The following is a 22,049-nucleotide window of genomic DNA, read 5'->3' as shown; positions in this document are numbered from 1 at the left end:
CGGGTCAGCTCTTGGAGGTGAACTTGCGGATGGCGATCGGTGCCATGAGTGCCGTGAGCACCACCGACCAGATCACGGTCACGAGTACGTCGTGGGCGATGGGCTGGCCGCCGTTCATCAGACCGCGGGCGGCGTCCGCCAGCGATGACAGCGGGTTGTAGTCGGTGAACGCCTGGAGCCAGCCGGGCATGGTGTTCGTCGGCGCGAAGATGGACGAGCCGAACTGCAGAGGCATCAGCACGAGGAACCCCATCGCTTGGATGGCCTGGGCGTTCTTCATCACGACGCCCATGGTCAGGAAGATCCACATGATGCCGAAGCCGAACACCATCGACAGCCCGACGGCGGCGAACAGCCCCGGCACGTTCGACACGGACAGGCCGAGGAGGAACCCGACCGTGAGGAGCACGGCCGTGGCGACCAGCATGCGGCCGATCTCCACGGTGATCTTGGCGATCAGGACGGAGAAGCGAGCGATCGGCAGGGACCGGAAGCGGTCCATCACCCCCGTCTGGAAGTCCTGGTTGAAGCCGGTCCCGACCCCCATCGCGATGTTCATGCCCATCATCGCCATGAGGCCGGGGACCACGTAGTTGACGTAGGCGTCGCGGTTGTGGGTGCCCGCGATCGCGCCCCCGAAGACGAACACGAACAGCAGGGTGAAGACGATCGGCATCAGGATCGCGTCGAACATGGACTCCGGGTCCTGCCGGATCCACAGCAGGTTGCGGCGGACCAGGGCGCCGATGTGGCGCAGGTTGGCGCGCAGCCCGATGCGGCCCTCCACGACCGGTGCGGCGGATGCGGTGACGGCGGTGGCACTCATGCGGCGACCTCCTCGCGCGCGGGGGAGAGGTCCTGCGGGGCACTGGCCTTGTGGCCGGTGAGGGACAGGAACACCTCGTCCAGACTGGGCAGTTCGGTGGTGATACCGGCGAGCGTGACGCCGCGGGCGGTGAGCGCGCCGACCACCGCGGTCAGCTGCTCGTCGCTGAGGACCGGCACGAGGACCGTGCCGGTCTCGGTGTCCACGGTCGCGTTGCCGGGGCGGGTGAGACCGGACTCGTCCAGTGCCGCGGCCGTCGGGCGCAGCTCCAGCGGGTCCGCCGGGCGGATGCGCAGCGTACGGCCGCCGACCCTCGCCTTCAGCTCGTCGATGCGGCCGCCCGCGATGACCTTGCCGCGGTCGATGACGGCCAGCTCGGAGGCCAGTTGCTCGGCCTCCTCCATGTACTGGGTGGTGAGCAGCACGGTGGCGCCCTCGGTGACCATCCGCCTGACCTCGGTCCACACCTCGTTGCGTGTGCGCGGGTCGAGGCCGGTGGTCGGCTCGTCGAGGTACAGGACGGCCGGGCGGCCGATCATGGAGGCGGCGAGGTCCAGCCGCCGCCGCATGCCGCCGGAGTACGTGGACGCCGGGCGCTTGCCGGCCTCCGTGAGGGAGAACCGCTCCAGGAGCCCGTCGGCCCGGGCGCGGGCCTCCTTGCGGGGCAGGTCGAGGAGCCGGCCGATCATGTACAGGTTCTCGTACCCGGAGAGCTTCTCGTCGACCGAGGCGTACTGGCCGGTGAGGCCGATCACTCGCCGCGTCTGCCGCGGCCGGCGCATCACGTCGTAGCCGGCGACGGTCGCGTGGCCGGCGTCCGGGGTGATGAGGGTGGACAGGCAGCGGACGAGGGTGGTCTTGCCGGCGCCGTTCGGCCCGAGCACGCCGAGGACGGTGCCCTCGCGCACATCGAGGTCGACGCCGTCCAGTGCCCTGGTCTCGCCGTAGTGCTTGACCAGCCCCCGTACGGTGACGGCCGCGTCCGGGGCGGCTTTGCCGGGGTTCTTGTCGATTCGCGTCATGCCGACCACGGTGTCAGCCGCCACCGACAAACCACCGACAGCCTGCCTACAGCCACCGACAGCCCGCCTGCAGCCACCGACGAGGGACCGCGACGCGGCAATTCCCGACGAGCACCGCAACCATCGATCGAGGAACCAGGACGGCGAGCAACCAGGACGGCGAGCAACCGGGTACGCGAGAGCGGCGCCGGTCTCGGCGCGAAACACGACAGCCCGCCGACGGGGGAAGATCGGCGGGCTGTCGCGGCGCCCTGCGGGGGGCGCGGGACGGGGCCGTCGGGCGGGCCGGCGCGGAGGGACGCGGCCGGGCGGGGACGGCCCACGGGGTCCGGCTGCCGTGGCGGCAGGGCCCGGGCGGGCGTCAGTGCACGGAGTGCTCCTCGAGGGGGAAGGCGCCGCCCACGACGTCCTCGGCGAACGCCCTGGCCGCGTCACCCATGACCTGGCGCAGGTCCGCGTACTTCTTGACGAACTTCGGCACCCGGCCCCCGGTCAGGCCGAGCATGTCGGTCCACACCAGCACCTGCGCGTCCGTGTCCGGGCCCGCGCCGATGCCGACCGTGGGGATGTGCAGCGTGCGGGTGACCTCGGCGGCCAGTTCCGCCGGCACCAGTTCCAGGACCACGGCGAAGGCGCCCGCGTCCTGCACGGCCTTGGCGTCCCGCAGCAGCCGGTGCGCCGCCTCCTCGCCGCGGCCCTGTACGCGGTAGCCCATGGCGTTCACGGACTGCGGGGTCAGACCGATGTGCGCCATGACCGGGATACCGGACTCGACCAGCAGTTCGATCTGCCGGTGCGAGCGCTCGCCGCCCTCCAGCTTCACGGCGCCGACCCCGGCCTCCTTCACCAGGCGGGTGGCCGAGCGCAGCGCCTGCACCGGGCCCTCCTGGTACGAGCCGAAGGGCAGGTCGCCGACGATCAGGGCGCGCCGGGTGCCCCGTACGACGGCGGCGGAGAGCACGGTCATCTCGTCGAGGGTGACGGGCACGGTCGTGTCGTACCCGAGGTGGCAGTTGCCCGCCGAGTCGCCGACGAGCATGACCGGGATGCCGGCCTCGTCGAACACGGACGCGGTCATCGCGTCGTAGGCGGTGAGCATGGGCCACTTCTCGCCGCGGTCCTTGGCGGCGGTGATGTCGCGCACGGTGATGCGGCGGGTGCTCTTTCCTCCGTACAGCGCCTTGCTGCTGTCGGAGGGCTTGAGCGCACCCTGAGCGGGCTGCCCCTGGGCAGCCGGAAGCTGCGTCATCGCAACGGCTCCTTCGGTCATCTCGAGGCGCCCTGACGGCGTCCCCGGATCGTCTCCATGGTGGCACCTCGTGCCACCCGCGGCTAGAGGAGGGGGCGCGACCCCGCTCACGCCGGGTCCCGGCATACGGTCCGATTTTCTTAAGTTCTCCGTAAAAGATTCCGATACGAGACCGTTCCGTATCGGAAACGGCCTAGGCTCGTCGCCATGACTACCCCTGCTGCCCCAGTCGCACGGCGGGTGCCCGAGGCGGTGCACCGGCGCCGGTGGGCCATCCTCGGCGTGCTGATGCTCAGCCTGCTGATCGTGGTGCTCGACAACTCCATCCTGAACGTCGCGATCAAGACCATCTCCACTCCGGCGCCGACCGGTCTGGGCGCCACCCAGAGCGAGCTGGAATGGGCCATCAACGCCTACACCCTCGTCTTCGCCGGGCTGCTGTTCACCGCGGGGCTCCTGGGCGACCGTATGGGCCGCAAGAAGACGCTGCTGGCCGGTCTCGCCCTGTTCGGCGCCGGGTCGGCGCTCGCCGCGGAGTCGGGCTCGCCGGGCCAGCTCATCGCGTTCCGCGCACTCATGGGGCTCGGTGCCGCCTTCGTGATGCCGGCCACACTCGCCGTCCTCATGAACGTCTTCGAGCGCGACGAGCAGCCCAAGGCCATAGGCATCTGGGCGGGCGGCGTCGGCCTCGCCATCGCCATAGGCCCCATCACCGGCGGTGTGCTCCTCGACCACTTCTGGTGGGGCTCCGTCTTTCTGATCAACGTGCCGATCGTGCTCCTCGCGCTCGTCCTGATGGTGTGGCTGGTCCCCGACTCCCGCGACCCCCGCCCCGGCCGCGTCGACCCCGTCGGCGTCGTCCTGTCCGTGGTCGGCCTGGTCCTGCTGGTCTACGGCATCATCAAGGGCGGCCAGCTGGCCGACTTCACCGACACCAAGGTGCTCGCGACCATCGCCGCGGGTCTCGCCGTGCTCGCGCTGTTCGTCGTGTTCGAGAAGCGCAGCGACCACCCGTCCATCGACGTCACGTACTTCCGGAACAGGGTGTTCTCCGCGGCCATCGCGGCCATCGCGCTGGTCTTCTTCGCGTTGATGGGCGTGACCTTCTTCTCCGTCTTCTACACCCAGAGCGTGCGGGGCTACTCGCCGCTGCAGACCGGACTGCTGATGCTGCCGCTGGCCGCCGCGCAGATGATCTTCGCGCCGCGGGCCCGGCTGCTGGTCGACCGGTTCGGCAACAAGGCCACTACCACCGGCGGCATGGTGGTCATCGCCACGACGCTCGCCGCCTTCTCCGCCCTGGAGGCGGACACGCCCATCTGGATCCTGGAGGTCATCTTCTTCCTGATGGGCACCGGTATGGCGCACATCATGACCCCGACCAGCGTCGTCATCATGCAGGCGCTGCCCCGCGAGAAGGCCGGCTCCGCGTCCGCGCTCAGCAACACCTTCCGCCAGGTCGGCGGCGCGCTCGGCATCGCGGTGCTCGGCTCGGTCCTGTCGGCGACGTACCGCGACGGCATCCAGGACGATCTCTCCCTGCTGCCGGCCGGCCTCCGTCACACCGCGGGCGAGTCGATCGAGGCGACCCTCGGGGTGGCCGCGAAGCTCGGTCCGGGCGGCAGGGCGCTGGTCTCGCCGGCCAACGACGCGTTCCTGCACGCGATGCACGTCACGGCACTGTGGGGCGCAGGCGTGGCGGTGATCGGTGCGGTCGTCGTGGCCCTCTTCCTGCCCGGAAAGGCGCCCGCACCGCAGGAGGGCACACAGGAAGCCGAGTTGGTCACGGCCGAGAGCTGACGGTACGTCATGAGGGCGCACTCGAACACCGGGTGCCCCTCACGGTCTGCACGGGAGAGAATCATCCGAGCGCAGCAAGGACGGAGTCGAACGTGAGCCTCGCCGAGAGCCGGCCCCAGCAGGACTGCCCCGCACGCGGACGCCCCCGTAGCGAGGCCGTCGAACGGGCCATCATCGAGGGGGTGATGAAGCTGATCGAGGACGGGGTGCCCCTCGCCGACCTGTCCATCGAGCGCATCGCCCGCACCGCCGGCGTCGGCAAGGCCACCATCTACCGTCGCTGGAGCAACAAGGAGGACCTCTTCGTCGACGTCATGCGCGCCGCCGAACCCGGGGACGCCGAACTGCCCGGCACCTCGATGCGCGACGACCTCGTGGTGCTCCTGGAGTCGCTTCGGCAGCGCGGCCTGGCCAGCCGCTCCTCGGCGATCCTGCGCAATGTGCACGCGCAGATGAAGAGCAGCCCCAGGATCTGGGCCGCCTACCACGCGACCGTCATCGCCCCCCGGCGCCGGCTCGTGGTGGACGTCCTGCGCCGCGGGCAGCGCAACGGCGAACTGCGCGGGGACGTGGACGTCGATCTGATGAACGACATCCTCGTCGGCCCCATGCTCGTACGCTCCGTGCTGCGCCCCGACGCCGAACTGGAGGAGGGCCTCGCCGAGCAGATCGTCGACACGGTCCTGCGGGGGCTACGGCCTGTCAGTTCCTGAAGCCCGTGTGCGGGTTTGGTCACAGAAGGCCCTTTCCGGACCGCCGTCCGGAACTCCGGGCGGCCCTCCGTCGTCCTCGTGCGCGTACCGCCGTCATGGGAGCGGCGGGGAACCGAGCCGATCATCCCCTAGGGTCGTATCCGGGGGACGACGGTGTGCACGGCAAGCGGTGAGGCGACGGTATGGCGCAGGCGTACGTGACGGAGACGGACAACGGCGGCACGGGGCAGGACCGCCGAGGATCCTGGTTCCGGCGCCTGTACCACACCCTCCGCGGCGACCGCGGCGTCTGGCGCCGCGGCAAGGTGCCGGCCGCGCTCGCCGTCCTCCTGGCGCTGGTGATGCTGGTGCACGCGCAGATCCCCAACACCATCGGCAACCTCGGCAGTCTCACCGAGACGTTCCTGCCCTGGCTCGGTGTCGTGCTCGTCCCGCTGCTGCTGGTCCTCGCGCTGGTCCGCCGGTCGGCGACGGCGCTGATCGCCGTCCTGCTGCCCGTGGCGGTCTGGCTGAACCTCTTCGGCGGGCTCTTCGGCGACAAGACCGGCAGCGGTGGCGATCTGACCGTCGCCACGCACAACGTCAACGCCGACAACCCCGACCCCTCCGGCACCGCCCGCGACGTGGCCGGCTCCGGCGCGGACGTGCTGGCCCTGGAGGAGCTGAAGGCGTCCGCCGTTCCGGTGTACGAGCGGGCGCTCGCGCCGACGTACAAGTACCACTCCGTGCAGGGCACCGTGGGGCTGTGGAGCAAGTACCCGCTGAGCGGGGTGAGGGCCGTGGACATCAAGCTGGGCTGGACGCGGGCGATGCGGGCGACCGTGACCACGCCCGAGGGGCAGATCGCCGTCTACGTCGCCCACATGCCCTCCGTCCGGGTGAAGCTGGAGGCCGGGTTCACCGCCCGGCAGCGGGACACCAGCGCGGACGCGCTGGGCGAGGCCATCGCGGACGAGAAGCTGGAGCGGGCGATCCTGCTCGGCGACCTCAACGGCACCATGAACGACCGCGCACTCAACGCCGTCACCTCGCAGATGCGCTCCACGCAGGGCGCGGCGGGCAGCGGCTTCGGGTTCAGCTGGCCGGCGTCGTTCCCCATGGCGCGGATCGACCAGATCATGGTCAGGGACGTGGAACCGGTGAGCTCGTGGACGCTGCCGCGGACGGGGAGCGATCACCTGCCGGTGGCGGCCCGGGTGAAGGTCGACGCCCCCGCCTCCTGAACCTCGGTCAGATACACCTCGGTCCTGCGGTCGGCGTCCGTGACCAGGTCGTGCGCCCGGAACGAGGGGCGGGGTGCCGCACGGGGAGGCCCCCCGTGCGGCACCCCGCCGGCCCTCACCCCTGGTAGCCGAGCACCGTCATCATCCCCGCCTCCGCGTGGTAGACGTTGTGGCAGTGGACCATCCACAGCCCCGGGTTGTCGGCGTCGAAGTCCACCGTCAGCCTCCCGTGCGGCAGCACGATCGCGGTGTCCTTGCGTGCCCCGTGCGTCGCGCCGGCCAGCCCGAAGGTGTGGCCGTGCAGATGCACCGGGTGCCACATGGAGGTGGCGTTGGAGAAGACGAGCCGCACCCGCTCACCGGCCCGCACGGGATGCCGCCCGCCGGGGGTGTAGGGCTTGCCGTCGAAGGCCCAGTCGTACCGCGCCATGCTGCCCGTCAGCCGCAGCCGCACCGTCCGGTCCGGTGCCCGGGACGCGAGCGCCACGGACTCGTCGGCCCTCAGCCGGTCCGCCGTCAGCACGCGCCCGTCCAGTTCCCCGGGCCGTGCGGACGCGGCGGGCGCGCCGCCGCCCCCCGTCCTGAGCAGGGCGCGCGCCGAGGCGTTCTTGCCCTCGGCGGACGCGGTCAGCGGGAAGACGCCGTCCCGGGCGGTGACCAGCACGTCGTACCGCTCGCCCATGCCGATCAGCAGCGCGTCCGTCGTCGTGTGCCGCACGGGGTAGCCGTCCGTGTGGGTCACGGTCATCCTGTGGCCGCCGAGGGCCACCCGGAAGGCGGTGTCCCCGCCCGCGTTGACCAGCCGGATCCGGATGCGGTCGCCGGGGCGCGCCCGGAACACCGTGGGCGCCGTCGTCGTACGCCCGTTGACCAGGTAGTACGGGTAGGCCACATCACCCGCGTCCCCGCCGAGCAGAGGGCTGCGGGCGCCCATGAGCATCCGGGAGGGGCCGGAGGCGGACGGCGACGGGCTCCCCTCCGCGGACCTGCCTGACCTGTCCGACCTGCCTGACCTGCCTGACGTCCTCGACACGCCTGACATCCCGTGCCCGGAGTGGTCCATGGAGGCGCCCTTGTCCATGTTCATGTCGCCCATGTCCCCGTCGCCCATGTCGGGGTCACCCATGTCCATCCCGCCCATGCCGCCCCTCAGCTGCCTCAGCACGGCGTCCGGCGTCGACCCGCCCACCCCGTCGAGCCAGTCGTCCAGGACGACAACCCACTCCTTGTCGTACGACAAGGGCTCCTTCGGGTCCTCGACGATCAGCGGCGCGTACAGCCCGCGGTCCAGTTGGGTGCCCGAGTGGGGATGGAACCAGTACGTTCCGGCGTGCGGCACGGTGAAGCGGTAGGTGAACGCGGCGCCCGGTGCGATCGCGTTCTGGGTGAGGCCCGGGACGCCGTCCATGTCGTTGCGCAGGGCGACGCCGTGCCAGTGCATGGACGTCGGCTGGGGGAGATGGTTGGCGAGCGTCAGCGCGAGCCTGTCGCCCGCGGTGACCCGGACCTCCCTGCCGGGCAGATCGCCGCCGTACGACCAGGACCTGACCGTACGGCCGCCGAGGTCGAGTGAGGTCGCAGCGGCGGTGAGCCGGACCGTCCGGACCGGTCCGGCGCCGCGTGCGCGCTCCGCGAGGGCGACCTCGGGCCCCGCCGGGTCGACGTATCCGCGGGGGCCGGGGCCGGACGCCCCGACCCCGGCGCCGGCCGGGTTCCTGCAGGCCGCCAGAGCTCCCGTTCCGGCGGCGGCGAGCGCCGCGCCGAGCACGGTGCGGCGGGTGAGCGCGGTGCGTGTATGAGGGGTGGTGCGAGAAGGCATGACCGGGTGACACCTCGTCGTGGTGTGGTGCGTGCGGAAGGGGCGCGTCCACCGCCTCCGCCGCACCGCGTCGGGAGGATCCGCGCGGGCGGCACGAGGCGGCCGATGCGCCGGCCTACTGGCGCAGCACCGACAGACGGGTCAGCAGGGCTCCCGGCGGCGGGGGATCGGGCCACAGTGCCCGCAGGGGCCGGGCGAGCCGGACCGGCGGGGCATGGGGGTCACGCGGGCGCGCCGCGGCCGCGGCCAGCAGTACGAGGAGCGTGAAGGAGCCGAGCACGGCCAGGCAGACCGACAGCGGGTCCGTGCCGGTCATCGGGGGCGCCCAGGCATGCACCGACGGAACGGGGGTCGTCGCCGCTTCGGGCGCGTGGGCCCGGTGTTGGGCGGCGGCGCCCCCCACGCCGTGCGAGGACATCTCATGCTGCGACGGGTGCCCCAGTGCGTGCATCGTGATGATCCCGAAGAGCAGCGCGGCGAACAGCAGCAGCTGTCCGTAGCGCGTGCGCCTCGTTCCCATGCCCGCACCTTACCGTTCCTGAGCGGTGAGGTGCGTGAACGCCCACCCACCGGCACGCCCCGAACGGTCTTGAGCGCACTGGTCCTCCGCTTTCGCAACCGGGCAGCGACACGGATCGCGTCCGTGGTCCGATCCGGAAGGGCGGAATCCCTCACGACCTGGCCACGGACACGGCCAAGGCGACGGGGAGGCCCTGAACCATCACACTGGTGGAGCAGGGGCCCCGCGCCCTGGCGCCGTACCCGGCGTCCCAGATCGCGTAGCGACGCTGCCCGGGTCTGCCCAGAACACCGCGAGCCGGCGAACCGACCATCACACGATCGAGCTAAACCGGCCCCGTGTACGCTCCCTGGCCAGCAGGTCGCCAACCCCCACACCACACGGCAGGAAGTGAGAGCGGGCCATGATTCAGGAACGCGGGGGCGGCGCTCCCGTGCGGCCGCGCGCCGGCGGGGAGGCGCTGCACGTGCGCATCGACGGGGTCCCGCACCACGTCCGTATCGACGGCACGGGACCGCCGTGCGTTCTGACCCCCGGTCTCGGGATGTGCTGGTTCGACTGGGAGCCGGTCGTGCCGCTGCTCGCGCCCCGGCGGACCGTCGTGCGGTTCGACCGGCCCGGGCTCGGCCTCAGCGGGCCGGCACGTTCGTGGCCGACGCTCCGCGCCGAGGCCCGGCGGATCGGGCAGGTCCTGGACGCGTTCGGGCTCGACGGACCCGCGACCGTGGTCGGGCACTCGCTCGCCGGTTTCCACGCCGAGGCGTTCGCCCGGCTGCTGCCGCAGCGGGCGGCGGGCCTCGTGCTCGTCGACTCCAGCGTCGAGGAGGATCCGCGTCCCCGCCGGGCCCGGCCGGCCAGGGACGCGGCCACGCGTGCGTGCGCCACGCTGCTAGGCGTCGCCGGTGCGCCGCGCGTCCTGCTGCCGGGCCTGCGCCGCGCCGTCATACGGGCCTCCCGCACCGGGGGCGGCGATCCGGCCCCCCTTGCCCTCGTCCGCGGCGTCTACTCCACGCGCCGCGCCTTCGACGCGATCCTCGCCGAGAACGCCACCTACACCGACCAGGCCGTCGACCTGGCGGCCCTGCGCCGCCAGAAGCCGCTGCCGGACCTCCCGGTCACCGTGCTCGCGGCGGGCGCGCCGCACTGGCTGGACCGCCAGCGGGCCCTCGCCGACCTGCTGAACGGCACCTTCCGTGTGGCCGAACGCTCCGGCCACATGGTGATGCTGGACCGGCCCCGGGACGTCGCCGACGCCATACTGGAGACCGGCTGACACACGCGCGCCCGCCCCCCGGTGAGGGGGACGGGCGCGACGCGGTCAGCCGCGGCCGGTCGCCTGTCAGCGACGGCGCCACGACCCGACGTAGCCGGGAGCGGGCGAACCCACACCGGTCACGTCGTCATAGCCCTTCACGGCCTTGAGGGAGCTGTCCTTGCCGAGGCTGCGCACCGAGGTGAACAGGCCGTCGGCCGCGTCGAAGCCGTTGGCGAAGTCGACGCGCACCACGGCGAGTCCGGAGCCCGTCGGGTTGTCCGTGACGTCGTGGTACACCTTCGAACCGAACTTGGCGTAGATCGCCGGGTTGGCGAAGCCGATGGCCTTGCCGCCGCGCGCCTCCTGGGCCAGCGCCTGGACGGCCGCGATCACCGGCGCGGCGAGCGAGGTGCCGCCGATCCGGTACTCGCTGTACTGCTGCGAGCCGTCCGGGAAGGTCTGCGTCTGGCCGACCCTGAAGCCGGTGTTGGGGTCGGCGATCGCGGCGATGTCCGGGACGACCCGGTTGCCGTCGGCGCTGTTCGCCTTGGCGAGCGAGTCCGGTACGACGCCCTTCTGGTAGAAGGGCTCCGCCACGGTACTGCTGGTGCCGCCGCCCGCGCCGTAGATGAACGAGCCGGGGAAGTCCTTCCAGGTCTTGCCGTCGTCCGACAGCGAGGCCCGCTCGGTGCCCCAGCCGGTCTCCCACAGGTACCGGTTGTGCTCGCCCACGGCCAGCGAGGTGCCGCCGACCGCCGTCACCCACGCCGAGTTGGCCGGGGTGTCGACCTGCTTCGTCCCGGTGTTGGCGACCTCGTCGCCGTTGTCGCCGGAGGAGAAGTAGAAGCCGATGCCCTGGACCGCGCCGAACTGGAAGACCTGGTCGTAGGCCGCCGCGAGGTCCGGCGTCTGGTTGGCCTCGATGTCGCCCCACGAGTTGGAGACGATGTCGGCCAGATGGCCGTCGACGATCTTGCCGAGCGAGTCGAGCAGGTCGTCGTCGTAGCAGGAGGCGGCGCCGACGTATGTGATGCTCGCGCCCGGGGCGACCGCGTGCACGGCCTCGACGTCGAGGGTCTCCTCGCCGTACCAGCCGGCAGCGCCGCACTCCTGGGTCTTCGTGTAGTTCTTCGGCAGCACCTGGCGCAGCTGGCCGGTGGTGTAGGCCGCGTCGCCGTGCTTCTTCGCGTAGGTGGCCGCGTCGAAGGCGATGGTCGGGGAGGCGTACGCGTCGGTGATGGCGACCCGCACGCCCTTGCCCGTGTGCTTGCCCGCGCCGTACGCGGCGCGCAGCTGCCTGCCCGTGTAGCCCTTCACGGTGTACGGGACCTTCGTGCCGTACGCGTCCGGCAATGTCGTCGCGATGTTCGAGCCGTAGTACGAGGAGAACGGCCCCGAGTTGCGGAACACCGCGTCCGGCGGCGGCAGCTGGTCCTTGTGGCTCGCCTTGTGCGGGGCGTTGTCGAGACCGGTGACGGTCAGGACGGCGCCCTTCAGGCTGTCCGGCGCGGAGGCCGTCCTCGACGGCGCGCGGTAGGTCTTCGAGCCCTTGGCGTAGTTGTGCAGCTGTGTGCCGAACGCCTTCTCGGCGGCGGCCACGTCACCGGTCACGGCGACGTAGTGCCGGGTGACGGCGGTGACCTTCAGGCCCGATGCCCTCAGCCAGGACGTCACCGCGGCCACCTGGGCCTTGGTGGCGCCGAAGCGCTGCTGCGCCTGCCTGGCGCTCAGGTACCTGCCGTAGGCAGGCGACGACGGGTCGGAGACGGCCTTGGCGTATGCGGCCAGGCCGGCGGCGTCGCGGCCGGCGAGGTAGACCCGGGCGGAGACCTGGGCGCTGTTCGGGGTCGCGCCCTTGTCCGCCCTGGCCGTGGCCCACGCGGGCCTGGTGCCCGCGAGTGTGTCGCGGCCCGGGTTGTCCGCGGCGTGCGCCGCGGGTATGCCGAGCGCCAGCGCGCCGGCGAGCAGCGGCAGTGTCGCTGCCATGCTCACCCCGGCGCGCACCTTGGCGCGGTTGGATCTCATGAAACCCCCTGCGATGCGGTTCTTCGCATGTAGTGGCCGGTGATCCGCGTAGAACTCCGCGCGCGTGAGGGCACGGTGAATGGATCACGCGGTGGGGGCCACTCTTTCGATGAACTGTTCATGCCAGGGGAATGAAAAGGCCAAGAAGAGCCCAAGTAGCGCAAGTGTCACGGCATTTGGGGCGATTTGAGGCCTGTCGGCGGTTGCGGGACGGTTGCGATCGCCGCGGTGTCCTTGCGGCGCCGTCCGCGGGGCTCGGAGGCTTTGTGCGGGACCTGTCCTCAAGACCGCGGCCAGTCCTGAAAGCCCTGGCTAGCCGCGCGGCTTCGCGCCCCGCTCCGCGAGCATGGTCGTCATCAGCTCGATCTCCGACCGCTGGGCGTCGACCATGCCCTGCGCGAGTCTCTTCTCCACCTCCACCGTGCACAGTTCGGCACAGCCCTCGGCCATGTGGACGCCGCCCTTGTGGTGGTCGGTCATCAGCTGCAGGTAGAAGATCTCGGCCTGCCGGCCGCTGAGGGTGCCGAGCCTGCTCGTCTCGGCGTCGGTGGCCATGCCCGGCATCAGTGCCCCGTCCTTGCCGGAGGCCGTGCCACCCATGCCCATCCAGCTCATCGGCGGGTCGGGGGACACCTTCGGCAGGCCCCACAGGTCGAGCCAGCCCAGCAGCATGCCGCGCTGGTTGGCCTGCGTCTGCGCGATGTCGTACGCGAGCCGGCGTACCTCCTCGTTCCGCGTGCGGTCGCGCACGATGTACGACATCTCGACGGCCTGCTGGTGGTGGACCGCCATGTCGCGCGCGAAGCCCGCGTCCGCGGAGCCGGCGGTGGGCGTCCGCGGCGTGGGCCCGCTGTCCTCGGCGACCGCGTACGTGACCGCGCCGACCGCGACGAGCACGGCCGCCGCGGCCCCGGAGACCCACCCGATGTGCTTCCTCACTTCATCGTCCCGCCGGTGCACGACGCACCCGGCTCGGGTGTCTGGCTGCCCTGGACGTAGGTGGCGAGGAAGGCGTCGACGCCCGGGTCGGCGGCGCTCCGCACGCCGAGCTGGTGGCCCCACGCCGTGAGCATGATCGGGTCCTTCTGGTTCTCGTACGGGCTCATCAGCGTGTAGGGCGTCTTGCGCACCTTCGCCTCCAGCGCCCGCACGTCGGCCTTCGACGCCTTGCCGGTGTAGGTGACCCAGACCGCGCCGTGCTCCAGCGAGTGCACGGCGTTCTCGTCCTTCACGGGCTCGGTGTAGACGGTGCCGTTGCAGTTCAGCCACACCGGGCTGTGGTTGCCGCCCACGGGCGGGCGCATGGGGTAGTCCACCGCCGTGTCGACGTGGTTGCGGGACAGCTTCCCGGTCCAGGTCCGCACCCCGTCCTTGCCCGTGACGAAGTGACCCGAGTCGCCCGAGCTCCCGGAGCTCTTCGGGTTCGTCCCGTTCTTCGCGTCGCTCGCCGCCGCGGCCTTGCCGCCGGACTGCGCGTCGACGAGGACCACCCCGCCGACGACGAGACCCGCGACGACGGCCACGGCGGCCGTGATCGTGAGGAGCCGGTTGCGGCGCTCGCGGGCGCGCTCGGTGCGGCGCATCTCCTCTGCGCGCGCCTTGCGCTCGGCGGAAGCGGCGGTCTTCTCGGCGGAACCCATGGTGAGTCCTTCGGGGAAGGGGCAGGTGCGCCGCATCGTAGTGGTACGGGAGTGGCCGGATGGAGACAGGACACGGGGAACGGCCGAAGGGAAGGGGTTCGGCGGGGGCTCAGTGGCGATAATTTGAGCCACGGATACCGATTACTTACCCTGGGCGGCATGCGGCTCTTGCGCTCCACCGACCTGGCGCTGCGCGTCCTGATGCGGCTCGCCGTCGCCGGCGAGTCCAGGCCCACGACCCGACAGGTCGCGGAGGTCATCGACGTGCCGTACACGCATGCCGCCAAGGTGGTCGCCGAACTGCAGCACATGGGGCTGCTGGCCGCCCGGCGGGGCCGGGGCGGCGGACTCGTGCTGACCGAGGCCGGGCGCAAGGCGTCGATCGGCGCCGTGGTGCGGGCCTTCGAAGGGCACAGCGAGGTCGTCGAATGCGACGGCTCCGCGCCCTGCCCGCTCCGCTTCGACTGCCGGCTGCGCGGAGCGCTGCGAGGAGCCCAGGAGGCGTTCTACGCCTCGCTGGACCCCTTCACGATAGAGGAGATGGCCGTCGCGCCGACCGGGCCGATGCTGCTGGGGATCTCCTCCGCCGCGCCTCAGCCCTGGCCGAGCCAGAGGTCCGGGCCGAAGACCTCGTAGTGGATGTCCGCGGCGGGCAGGCCCCGCTGCAGGAGCTGGGCCCGTACGGACCGCATGAAGGGCAGCGGACCGCACAGGTACGCCCGCGTGCCCGGAGCGATCGTCACGGCGGACAGGTCGACGATGCCGGTGTGCGCGGACTCGGGGGCGTCCTTCTCGTACCAGAAGTGCACGCTCGCGTTCGGCAGCTTGCCCGCGTAGGCCACGTGGTCGGAGCGCAGGGCGTGCTCGGCGGGGGAGCGGTCGCCGTGCACCACCGTGACCGGGGCGTCGTGGCCCGTGCGGGCGAGCTGGTCCAGCATCGCGATCACCGGGGTCACGCCGATACCGGCGGAGGCGAGCAGCAGGGGCGCGTCGGTGTCCTCCAGGACGAGGTCGCCGTACGGAGCCGACAGCTCCAGGGTGCTGCCCTCGTGCACATGGGCGTGGAGGTGGTTGGAAACCTCACCGTCGGGGGCGCCGTCACCGTGCACGCGCTTGACGGTGATCTGCCGCAGCGGGGAGTCCGGCGAGGCGGAGAGGCTGTACTGGCGGATCTGCCGGGCGCCGTCGGGGAGCTCGACGCGGACGGAGACGTACTGTCCCGCACGGAAGTCCATGACGGGCCCGTCGTCGGCCGGGCGGAGCTGGAAGGTGGCGACGTCCGGGGTCTCCTCGACCCGCCCGACGACCTGCCACGTCCGCCAGCCGGTCTGCTTGCTCTCCTCGTACAGCCGCCGCTCCAGCTCGATCAGCGCGTTCGCCATCAGCCAGTAGACCTCGTCCCAGGCCGCCGCGACCTCGGGGGTGACCGCGTCGCCGAGGACCTCGGCTATGGCGGCGAAGAGGTTCTCGTGGACGATCGGGTACTGCTCGGGCGTCACGGCCAGGGAGGCGTGCTTGTGGGCGATGCGGCTCAACATCATGTCGGGCCGTTCGTCGGGGTGGTCCACCAGGTAGGTGGCGAAGGCGGCGATCGAGCCCGCCAGTGCCTGCGGCTGGGTGCCGGCGGCCTGGTTGCCGCGGTTGAAGAGGTCGCGAAGCAGTTCGGGGTGGGCGGTGAACATCTTCTTGTAGAAGAGGGGGGTGATTTCCCCGATGGCGGCGCCGACTGCGGGGAGGGTGGCGCGCACGGTGGCGGCGGACTGCTCGGACAGCATGCGGAACTCCTTTGTGGAAGGGCGGGCTCCGGCCCGCTGGGCCGATCGGCACGCTAGTAAAACTTGCATCTGAGATGCAAATTAAGCGAGCCGGAAGGGCGAAAGAGTGGGCCATTACACATGAGCCGACGAACAGGCAAGATGGGCGGCAGAGCGGCATCGCCGTACGTGAGGTGTTCGGCCGGAGGCCGCCGGGCCGATCTTGGTCCGCAACGCGCATGAAATGGTGTTGTGGTGGGATGCTCAGGTGCCCGACCGTCTCCCGTGCTACCGGGGGCAGGCGGCCTGACCAGCAAGGATGGGGAAGCGGAAGATGGACAAGCAGCAGGAGTTCGTGCTCCGGACGTTGGAGGAGCGCGACATCCGGTTCGTACGCCTGTGGTTCACGGACGTGCTCGGCTTCCTCAAGTCCGTGGCGGTGGCCCCGGCCGAGCTGGAGCAGGCCTTCGACGAGGGCATCGGCTTCGACGGCTCCGCCATCGAGGGCTTCGCGCGCGTCTACGAGTCCGACATGATCGCCAAGCCGGACCCCTCGACCTTCCAGATCCTGCCCTGGCGCGCCGAGGCACCGGGCACGGCCCGCATGTTCTGCGACATCCTGATGCCCGACGGCTCCCCGTCCTTCGCCGACCCGAGGTACGTGCTCAAGCGCGCCCTCGCCCGCGCCTCCGACCTTGGTTTCACCTTCTACACCCACCCGGAGATCGAGTTCTTCCTGCTGAAGGACAAGCCGGTGGACGGCACCCGCCCCACGCCCGCCGACAACTCCGGCTACTTCGACCACACCCCGCAGAACGTCGGCATGGACTTCCGCCGCCAGGCGATCACCATGCTGGAGTCGATGGGCATCTCGGTCGAGTTCTCCCACCACGAGGGCGCGCCCGGCCAGCAGGAGATCGACCTGCGCTATGCCGACGCGCTGTCCACCGCCGACAACGTCATGACGTTCCGCCTGGTCATGAAGCAGGTGGCGCTGGAGCAGGGCGTGCAGGCGACCTTCATGCCGAAGCCGTTCTCGGAGTACCCGGGCAGCGGCATGCACACCCACCTGTCCCTGTTCGAAGGCGACCGGAACGCGTTCTACGAGTCGGGCGCCGAGTACCAGCTCTCGAAGGTCGGCCGCTCCTTCATCGCCGGCCTGCTCCGGCACGCGGCGGAGACCTCGGCGGTCACCAACCAGTGGGTGAACTCCTACAAGCGCATCTGGGGCGGCTCCGAGCGCACCGCGGGCGCCGGCGGCGAGGCGCCGTCGTACATCTGCTGGGGCCACAACAACCGCTCGGCCCTGGTCCGTGTCCCGATGTACAAGCCCGGCAAGACGGGCTCGGCACGTGTCGAGGTCCGTTCGCTCGACGCCGGAGCGAACCCGTACCTGGCCTACGCGGTCCTCCTGGCCGCCGGCCTGAAGGGCATCGAGGAGGGCTATGAGCTCCCGCCGGGCGCCGAGGACGACGTGTGGGCCCTGACGGACGCCGAGCGCCGCGCCATGGGCATCGAGCCGCTGCCGCAGAACCTGGGCGAGGCCCTGACCCTGATGGAACGCAGCGACCTGATCGCCGAGACCCTGGGTGAGCACGTCTTCGACTTCTTCCTGCGCAACAAGAAGCACGAGTGGGAGGAGTACCGCAGCGAGGTCACGGCGTTCGAGCTGCGCAAGAGCCTGCCGGTGCTGTAGGCCGCGCCGAGCGGGTTTCCCGCTCGTCCGGCAGAGGAGGCCGACGGTCGCGGACCGTCGGCCTCACGCAGTTCCGCCGCCCGGGGCCGGCCCGGGGGCGGCAGGGGTCGGCTTGAGCGTGCCGAGCGCGAGCACCGTGGGCGCGACCGCGACGCGGCGCCGCCAGGTGGGGTGCCGGACGGCGCCGCCCGCGGACTGAGGCGCCGGGGCGCCGGCGCGGCTGTCCGCGAGGTACGTCAGGACGCCCAGATCCCGCTGATGTCGGTGGCGGAGGCGGCGTTGCCCGCGTGCGTGGACAGGCCCTGCATGTCCTCCAGGGTGCGCAGCAGGTCGTAGTGGTCGTACGTGGTGGAGCTGCTGGAGCCCGCCGTCACCGGCTGGCCGTACAGGACCGTCGGGATGCGGTTGCCGCTGAGCGAGTTGTCCTCGTCGAAGGTGACGACCAGCAGGCTGTTGTGGGTCTTGGCCCACGTGGCGTACGCGCCCAGGTTGTTCTTCAGCCAGGTGTCACCGGTGGACACCGAGCAGTCGTGCATGTCGCTGCACAGGTTGGGGATCACGAAGGACACCTGCGGCAGGGCCGTGTAGTCCGTGGGGAACTGCGCGAAGGTGTAGGCGGACGACGTCGGCACGTTGCTGAAGCCGAACCACGGGTTGTGCTTGCGGGCGTACCTGCCGCTGCTGCACGTGGTCGAGCCCTGGCTGGGCAGCGACTCGTTGTAGCTTGCCCAGCTCCGGCCCGCCGCGATCAGCTCCGAGGCCAGGTTCGGGGCGGAGGAGAAGCCGGGCGTGTAGCAGCTGTCGTTCGTGATGCCCTGGGTGGAACCGGAGAACAGCGCGAAGTAGTTGGGCTGGCTGGGGTGGGTGATGCCGTACGACCGGGTGAGGTTGGCGCCGCCGGACTTGAGGGAGTTGATGTACGGGGCGCTGGAGGAGCCGATCACCTGGCTGTAGGCGTGGTTCTCCATGACCACGACGACCACGTGGTCCGGGCTCGGGACGGCGCTCGCGGCGTGCGCGGGGGACTCGCCGCCGAGCCCGGTCCACAGCCCGGCGGCTGCCGCGGCGAGGGCCGCGGCGGACGCCAGGGCGGCGCGGGTACGGCGGTACAGGGAACTGCCGGACACATCGACCTCCGGTGTGGGGGAGAGTACGGGGGCAGCGGTGCGGACAGAGCATGCACATGCCAACCTTCCCCACCCCCACACCGTCCGGCCCCCCAGGTGAAGAGCGGATGAACGTCTGCCGAGGCGCGGCCGCACATCGCGGCTCCCGGTACGGGCCCCGTACCGGGCCCCGTACCGGACCCCATGACGGACCCGGTACCGGACCCGCCCCGGGACCCGGGTCGGGCAGTGCGGTTAGGCTCCCTCTCGTACGACCTTGATCCGACGCGATCCGACTTGATCCGATGGCCGGTGCGAGCGGCGGGTGCGACGGGAGGCCGAGGATGACGGTGCCGGGGCGCAGGAGCAGTACCTTCACCCGACTGCTGCGGCACGGCTTCATCGACCCCTCAGCCGCCGAGCGGCTCCTGGAGAGCGCCGAGCTGGCGCCGATAAGGACCGATCCCGTCCTGCTGGACGCCCTGGGCGCCACCGCCGACCCCGATCTGGCCCTCGGCGGTCTCGTCCGGCTCCTGGAGGCGCAGCCCGCCCCCACCGCCCGGCGCGAGCTGCTCGACACGCTGATCTCGGCCAAGCCCCTGCGGGACCGGCTGCTCGGCGTCCTCGGCGCCTCCGCCGCCCTGGGCGACCACCTCGCCCGCCACCCCCGCGACTGGCATGTGCTGGTCACCTACGAGCCGCAGGACCTCCACCCCGGGGTGGAGGAGTTCGAGCGGCGGCTCGCGGAGGCCGACGACCCCGTCGCGCTGCGCGTCGCCTACCGCCGCTGCCTGCTGTCGATCGCCGCGCGTGACGTGTGCGGCACCACCGACGTGGCCCAGACCGCCGCCGAGCTGGCCGACCTCGCCATCGCCACCCTGCGCGCCGCCCTCGCCCTCGCCCGCGCCGCGGCCCCCGAAGACGCCGCGGTCTGCCGGCTCGCGGTGATCGCCATGGGCAAGTGCGGCGGCCACGAGCTCAACTACGTCTCCGACGTGGACGTCATCTTCGTCGGTGAGGCCGTGGGGGCACCCCCGGGCCCTTCAGGCCCTGGGGGAGGCGCCGACGAACACAAGGCCGTGCAGGCCGCGACCCGGCTCGCCTCGCACATGATGCGGATCTGCTCCGAGTCGACCGCCGAGGGCACCATCTGGCCCGTCGACGCCAACCTGCGGCCCGAAGGCCGTAACGGCCCGCTCGTGCGCACCCTGAGCAGCCACCTCGCGTACTACCAGCGGTGGGCCAAGACCTGGGAGTTCCAGGCCCTGCTCAAGGCGCGCCCGGTGGCCGGCGACGCCGAACTCGGCGAGAGCTATGTCGCCACCCTCGCCCCCCTCGTCTGGCAGGCCGCCGAACGCGAGAACTTCGTCGCCGACGTGCAGAAGATGCGCCGCCGGGTCGTCGCCAACATCCCCGCCGCGCACCTCGAACGCGAGCTGAAGCTCGGGCCCGGCGGGCTGCGGGACGTCGAATTCGCCGTACAGCTTCTGCAGCTGGTGCACGGCCGGGCCGACGCCTCGCTGCGCAGCGGCACCACCCTGGAAGCACTGCGGGCACTCGCGGCCGGCGGCTACGTCGGGCGCGCCGACGCCGTACAGCTCGAGGACGCCTACCGCTTCCTGCGCTCCATGGAGCACCGCATCCAGCTCTACCGGCTGCGCCGCACCCATCTCGTCCCCCAGGACGAGGCCGGCCTGCGGCGTCTTGGCCGCTCCCTCGGCCTGCGCACCGAGCCCGTCGGTGAACTCGGCCGCGAGTGGAGGCGGCACACCAGCGTCGTACGCCGGCTGCACGAGAAGCTGTTCTACCGGCCGCTGCTCGACGCCGTCGCCCAACTGGCTCCGGGAGAGGCCCGGTTGAGCCCCGACGCGGCCCGGGAACGGCTCGTGGCGCTCGGTTACGCGGACCCGGCGGCCGCCCTGCGCCATCTGGAGGCGCTGGCGTCCGGCGTCAGCCGCAAGGCCGCCATCCAGCGCACCCTGCTGCCGGTGCTGCTCGGCTGGTTCGCCGACTCCGCCGACCCGGACGCGGGCCTGCTCAACTTCCGCAAGGTCTCCGACGCGCTCGGCAAGACCCCGTGGTACCTGCGGCTGCTGAGGGACGAGGGCGCCGCCGCCGAGAACCTCGCCCGTGTGCTGTCCGCGGGCCGGCTCGCCCCCGACCTGCTGATGCGCGCGCCCGAGGCGGTGGCCCTCCTCGGTGACGGCGACGGCGGCGGACTCGAACCCCGCGGGCGCGCCCACCTGGAGCAGGAGATCCTGGCCGCGGTCGGCCGCGCCGAGAACGCCGCGCAGGCGGTCACGGTGGCGCGCGGCGTGCGGCGGCGCGAGCTGTTCCGCACGGCCGCCGCGGACATCGTCGGCTCGTACGGCACCGAGGAGGCGCCGGCCCGGCCGGACCAGGGCACCCTGATCGACATGGTGGGCGGCGCGGTCTCGGACCTGACCGCGGCGACCCTGGCCGGCACGTTGCGGGCCGTCGTCCGGGAGGGCTGGGGCGACATGCTGCCCACCCGGTTCGCGATCATCGGTATGGGCCGCTTCGGGGGGCACGAACTGGGTTACGGCTCCGACGCGGACGTGCTGTTCGTGCACGAGCCGTGGGAGGGAGTGGACGAGCGGGAGGCGGCCGACGCCGCCAACAAGGTGGTCGCTCAGATGCGCCGGCTGCTCCAGCTGCCGAGCACCGACCCGCCGCTGCTGATCGACGCGGACCTGCGGCCGGAGGGCAAGTCGGGACCGCTGGTGCGCACCCTGACGTCCTACGCGGCGTACTACCGGCGCTGGTCGCTGGTGTGGGAGTCGCATGCGCTGCTGCGGGCCGAGCCCGTCGCCGGGGACGAGGACCTGGGCCGCCGCTTCATCGAGCTGATCGACCCGCTGCGCTATCCGGCGCAGGGGCTCGGTGACGACGCCGTGCGCGAGATCCGGCGGCTGAAGGCCCGCATGGAGTCGGAACGGCTGCCCAGGGGCGCCGACAAGACGCTCCACACGAAGCTGGGCCGCGGTGGTCTGTCGGACGTGGAGTGGACGGTCCAGCTGCTGCAGCTGCGGCACGGCCGGGCGGAACCGGGCCTGCGCACCACCCGCACCCGTGCGGCCCTCGCCGCCGCGTGCGAGGCAGGGCTGATCGGCCGCGAGGAGGCGGCGGTCCTCGACGAGGCATGGGTGCTCGCCTCGCGGGTGCGCAACGCGGTGATGCTGGTACGCGGAAGGGCCGGCGACACCTTCCCGACCGTGGGCCGGGAACTGGCCGCGGTGGGGCGCTACCTGGGATACGGGCCGGGCCACGCGGGCGACATGCTCGACGACTACCGGCGGACGACGCGGAGGGCACGGACCGTCGTGGAGGAACTCTTCTACGGGTCGTAACCACCCGTCGGGCGGCAACCAGCCGTCACG

Annotated in this window: 17 protein-coding genes; 7 read left to right on the top strand and 10 right to left on the bottom strand. The window is 71.7% G+C overall.

Annotated features, from left to right (window positions below; all coding sequences use genetic code 11):
• Positions 1-4 precede the first annotated feature (4 nt).
• From ACFSL4_RS24365 to panB, 3 genes are all read right to left on the bottom strand, one after another.
• On the bottom strand, positions 5-826 hold the full coding sequence (locus tag ACFSL4_RS24365; RefSeq protein ID WP_381086793.1) for an ABC transporter permease: 822 nt from the start codon (positions 824-826) through the stop codon (positions 5-7).
• Positions 823-1,848 (bottom strand): ATP-binding cassette domain-containing protein, encoded by a 1,026-nt coding sequence (locus ACFSL4_RS24360; RefSeq protein WP_381086790.1) that lies wholly within the window; start codon positions 1,846-1,848, stop codon positions 823-825. Before ACFSL4_RS24360 ends, ACFSL4_RS24365 begins: the two co-directional genes overlap by 4 nt.
• A 361-nt stretch (positions 1,849-2,209) precedes the next feature.
• Complete coding sequence (gene panB, locus ACFSL4_RS24355; protein WP_381086787.1) at positions 2,210-3,097, bottom strand: 3-methyl-2-oxobutanoate hydroxymethyltransferase; 888 nt, start codon at positions 3,095-3,097, stop codon at positions 2,210-2,212.
• 207 nt (positions 3,098-3,304) lie between these two features.
• Here panB and ACFSL4_RS24350 point away from each other — a divergent pair, with 207 nt between their 5' ends.
• The 3 genes from ACFSL4_RS24350 to ACFSL4_RS24340 all read left to right on the top strand — a co-directional run bounded on the left by ACFSL4_RS24350 (position 3,305) and on the right by ACFSL4_RS24340 (position 6,833).
• Positions 3,305-4,897: an MFS transporter gene (locus ACFSL4_RS24350; RefSeq protein WP_381086784.1), complete on the top strand. Its 1,593-nt coding sequence runs from the start codon at positions 3,305-3,307 to the stop codon at positions 4,895-4,897.
• 92 nt (positions 4,898-4,989) lie between these two features.
• Complete coding sequence (locus ACFSL4_RS24345) at positions 4,990-5,610, top strand: TetR/AcrR family transcriptional regulator (protein WP_381086781.1); 621 nt, start codon at positions 4,990-4,992, stop codon at positions 5,608-5,610.
• Between the two features lie 182 nt (positions 5,611-5,792).
• Complete coding sequence (locus ACFSL4_RS24340; RefSeq protein WP_381086778.1) at positions 5,793-6,833, top strand: endonuclease/exonuclease/phosphatase family protein; 1,041 nt, start codon at positions 5,793-5,795, stop codon at positions 6,831-6,833.
• Between the two features lie 115 nt (positions 6,834-6,948).
• Here the strand turns inward: ACFSL4_RS24340 and ACFSL4_RS24335 are convergent, their stop codons facing one another.
• Together ACFSL4_RS24335 and ACFSL4_RS24330 are read right to left on the bottom strand one after the other, a co-directional pair.
• Positions 6,949-8,652 carry a multicopper oxidase family protein gene (locus tag ACFSL4_RS24335; protein ID WP_381086775.1) on the bottom strand — a complete coding sequence of 568 codons (1,704 nt, stop codon included), beginning with the start codon at positions 8,650-8,652 and terminating at the stop codon, positions 6,949-6,951.
• A 115-nt stretch (positions 8,653-8,767) separates the two neighbouring features.
• Complete coding sequence (locus ACFSL4_RS24330; RefSeq protein ID WP_381086772.1) at positions 8,768-9,172, bottom strand: hypothetical protein; 405 nt, start codon at positions 9,170-9,172, stop codon at positions 8,768-8,770.
• 403 nt (positions 9,173-9,575) lie between these two features.
• On the opposite strand from ACFSL4_RS24330, the gene ACFSL4_RS24325 reads away from it, so the two are divergent.
• A complete protein-coding gene (locus ACFSL4_RS24325; RefSeq protein WP_381086769.1) occupies positions 9,576-10,445 on the top strand; it encodes an alpha/beta fold hydrolase in 870 nt (289 codons plus the stop codon).
• Positions 10,446-10,511: 66 nt separating this feature from the next.
• Here the strand turns inward: ACFSL4_RS24325 and ACFSL4_RS24320 are convergent, their stop codons facing one another.
• From ACFSL4_RS24320 to ACFSL4_RS24310, 3 genes are all read right to left on the bottom strand, one after another.
• Positions 10,512-12,452 (bottom strand): S53 family peptidase, encoded by a 1,941-nt coding sequence (locus ACFSL4_RS24320; RefSeq protein WP_381086766.1) that lies wholly within the window; start codon positions 12,450-12,452, stop codon positions 10,512-10,514.
• 312 nt (positions 12,453-12,764) lie between these two features.
• Positions 12,765-13,391, bottom strand: a complete 627-nt coding sequence (locus ACFSL4_RS24315; protein WP_381086763.1) for a DUF305 domain-containing protein — start codon at positions 13,389-13,391, stop codon at positions 12,765-12,767.
• The gene (locus ACFSL4_RS24310) at positions 13,388-14,092 is read right to left on the bottom strand and encodes a DUF3105 domain-containing protein (protein WP_381086760.1); all 705 of its coding nucleotides are present in this window, start codon (positions 14,090-14,092) and stop codon (positions 13,388-13,390) included. Before ACFSL4_RS24310 ends, ACFSL4_RS24315 begins: the two co-directional genes overlap by 4 nt.
• A gap of 159 nt (positions 14,093-14,251) precedes the next feature.
• Here ACFSL4_RS24310 and ACFSL4_RS24305 point away from each other — a divergent pair, with 159 nt between their 5' ends.
• A complete protein-coding gene (locus ACFSL4_RS24305; protein ID WP_381086757.1) occupies positions 14,252-14,728 on the top strand; it encodes an RrF2 family transcriptional regulator in 477 nt (158 codons plus the stop codon).
• Here ACFSL4_RS24305 and ACFSL4_RS24300 read toward each other — a convergent pair.
• Positions 14,686-15,867, bottom strand: a complete 1,182-nt coding sequence (locus ACFSL4_RS24300; protein ID WP_381086754.1) for a globin domain-containing protein — start codon at positions 15,865-15,867, stop codon at positions 14,686-14,688. The genes ACFSL4_RS24305 and ACFSL4_RS24300 overlap by 43 nt on opposite strands.
• Positions 15,868-16,180: 313 nt before the next feature.
• Between ACFSL4_RS24300 and glnA the strand changes: the two genes are divergently transcribed.
• Positions 16,181-17,542 carry a type I glutamate--ammonia ligase gene (glnA, locus tag ACFSL4_RS24295; RefSeq protein ID WP_381086750.1) on the top strand — a complete coding sequence of 454 codons (1,362 nt, stop codon included), beginning with the start codon at positions 16,181-16,183 and terminating at the stop codon, positions 17,540-17,542.
• A gap of 236 nt (positions 17,543-17,778) precedes the next feature.
• On the opposite strand, the gene ACFSL4_RS24290 is transcribed toward glnA, so the two are convergent.
• A complete protein-coding gene (locus ACFSL4_RS24290; protein WP_381086747.1) occupies positions 17,779-18,669 on the bottom strand; it encodes an alkaline phosphatase family protein in 891 nt (296 codons plus the stop codon).
• 323 nt (positions 18,670-18,992) lie between these two features.
• Here ACFSL4_RS24290 and ACFSL4_RS24285 point away from each other — a divergent pair, with 323 nt between their 5' ends.
• Positions 18,993-22,019 (top strand): bifunctional [glutamine synthetase] adenylyltransferase/[glutamine synthetase]-adenylyl-L-tyrosine phosphorylase, encoded by a 3,027-nt coding sequence (locus ACFSL4_RS24285; RefSeq protein WP_381086744.1) that lies wholly within the window; start codon positions 18,993-18,995, stop codon positions 22,017-22,019.
• Positions 22,020-22,049: the final 30 nt, after the last annotated feature.

It is taken from the genome of Streptomyces caeni, from assembly GCF_042678285.1.
Taxonomy (GTDB): domain Bacteria; phylum Actinomycetota; class Actinomycetes; order Streptomycetales; family Streptomycetaceae; genus Streptomyces; species Streptomyces caeni.
This window is presented reverse-complemented; position numbering and strand designations above follow the sequence as displayed.

Excerpts from the sequence above, each read along its gene's own strand:
- ACFSL4_RS24300 (WP_381086754.1), bottom strand. The coding sequence starts at position 15,867 with ATGCTGTCCGAGCAGTCCGCCGCCACCGTGCGCGCCACCCTCCCCGCA.
- ACFSL4_RS24350 (WP_381086784.1), top strand. The coding sequence starts at position 3,305 with ATGACTACCCCTGCTGCCCCAGTCGCACGGCGGGTGCCCGAGGCGGTG.
- ACFSL4_RS24360 (WP_381086790.1), bottom strand. The coding sequence starts at position 1,848 with ATGACGCGAATCGACAAGAACCCCGGCAAAGCCGCCCCGGACGCGGCC.
- ACFSL4_RS24305 (WP_381086757.1), top strand. The coding sequence starts at position 14,252 with ATGCGGCTCTTGCGCTCCACCGACCTGGCGCTGCGCGTCCTGATGCGG.
- ACFSL4_RS24310 (WP_381086760.1), bottom strand. The coding sequence starts at position 14,092 with ATGGGTTCCGCCGAGAAGACCGCCGCTTCCGCCGAGCGCAAGGCGCGC.
- panB (WP_381086787.1), bottom strand. The coding sequence starts at position 3,097 with ATGACGCAGCTTCCGGCTGCCCAGGGGCAGCCCGCTCAGGGTGCGCTC.
- ACFSL4_RS24340 (WP_381086778.1), top strand. The coding sequence starts at position 5,793 with ATGGCGCAGGCGTACGTGACGGAGACGGACAACGGCGGCACGGGGCAG.
- glnA (WP_381086750.1), top strand. The coding sequence starts at position 16,181 with ATGGACAAGCAGCAGGAGTTCGTGCTCCGGACGTTGGAGGAGCGCGAC.
- ACFSL4_RS24365 (WP_381086793.1), bottom strand. The coding sequence starts at position 826 with ATGAGTGCCACCGCCGTCACCGCATCCGCCGCACCGGTCGTGGAGGGC.
- ACFSL4_RS24330 (WP_381086772.1), bottom strand. The coding sequence starts at position 9,172 with ATGGGAACGAGGCGCACGCGCTACGGACAGCTGCTGCTGTTCGCCGCG.
- ACFSL4_RS24320 (WP_381086766.1), bottom strand. The coding sequence starts at position 12,452 with ATGAGATCCAACCGCGCCAAGGTGCGCGCCGGGGTGAGCATGGCAGCG.
- ACFSL4_RS24335 (WP_381086775.1), bottom strand. The coding sequence starts at position 8,652 with ATGCCTTCTCGCACCACCCCTCATACACGCACCGCGCTCACCCGCCGC.
- ACFSL4_RS24285 (WP_381086744.1), top strand. The coding sequence starts at position 18,993 with ATGACGGTGCCGGGGCGCAGGAGCAGTACCTTCACCCGACTGCTGCGG.
- ACFSL4_RS24325 (WP_381086769.1), top strand. The coding sequence starts at position 9,576 with ATGATTCAGGAACGCGGGGGCGGCGCTCCCGTGCGGCCGCGCGCCGGC.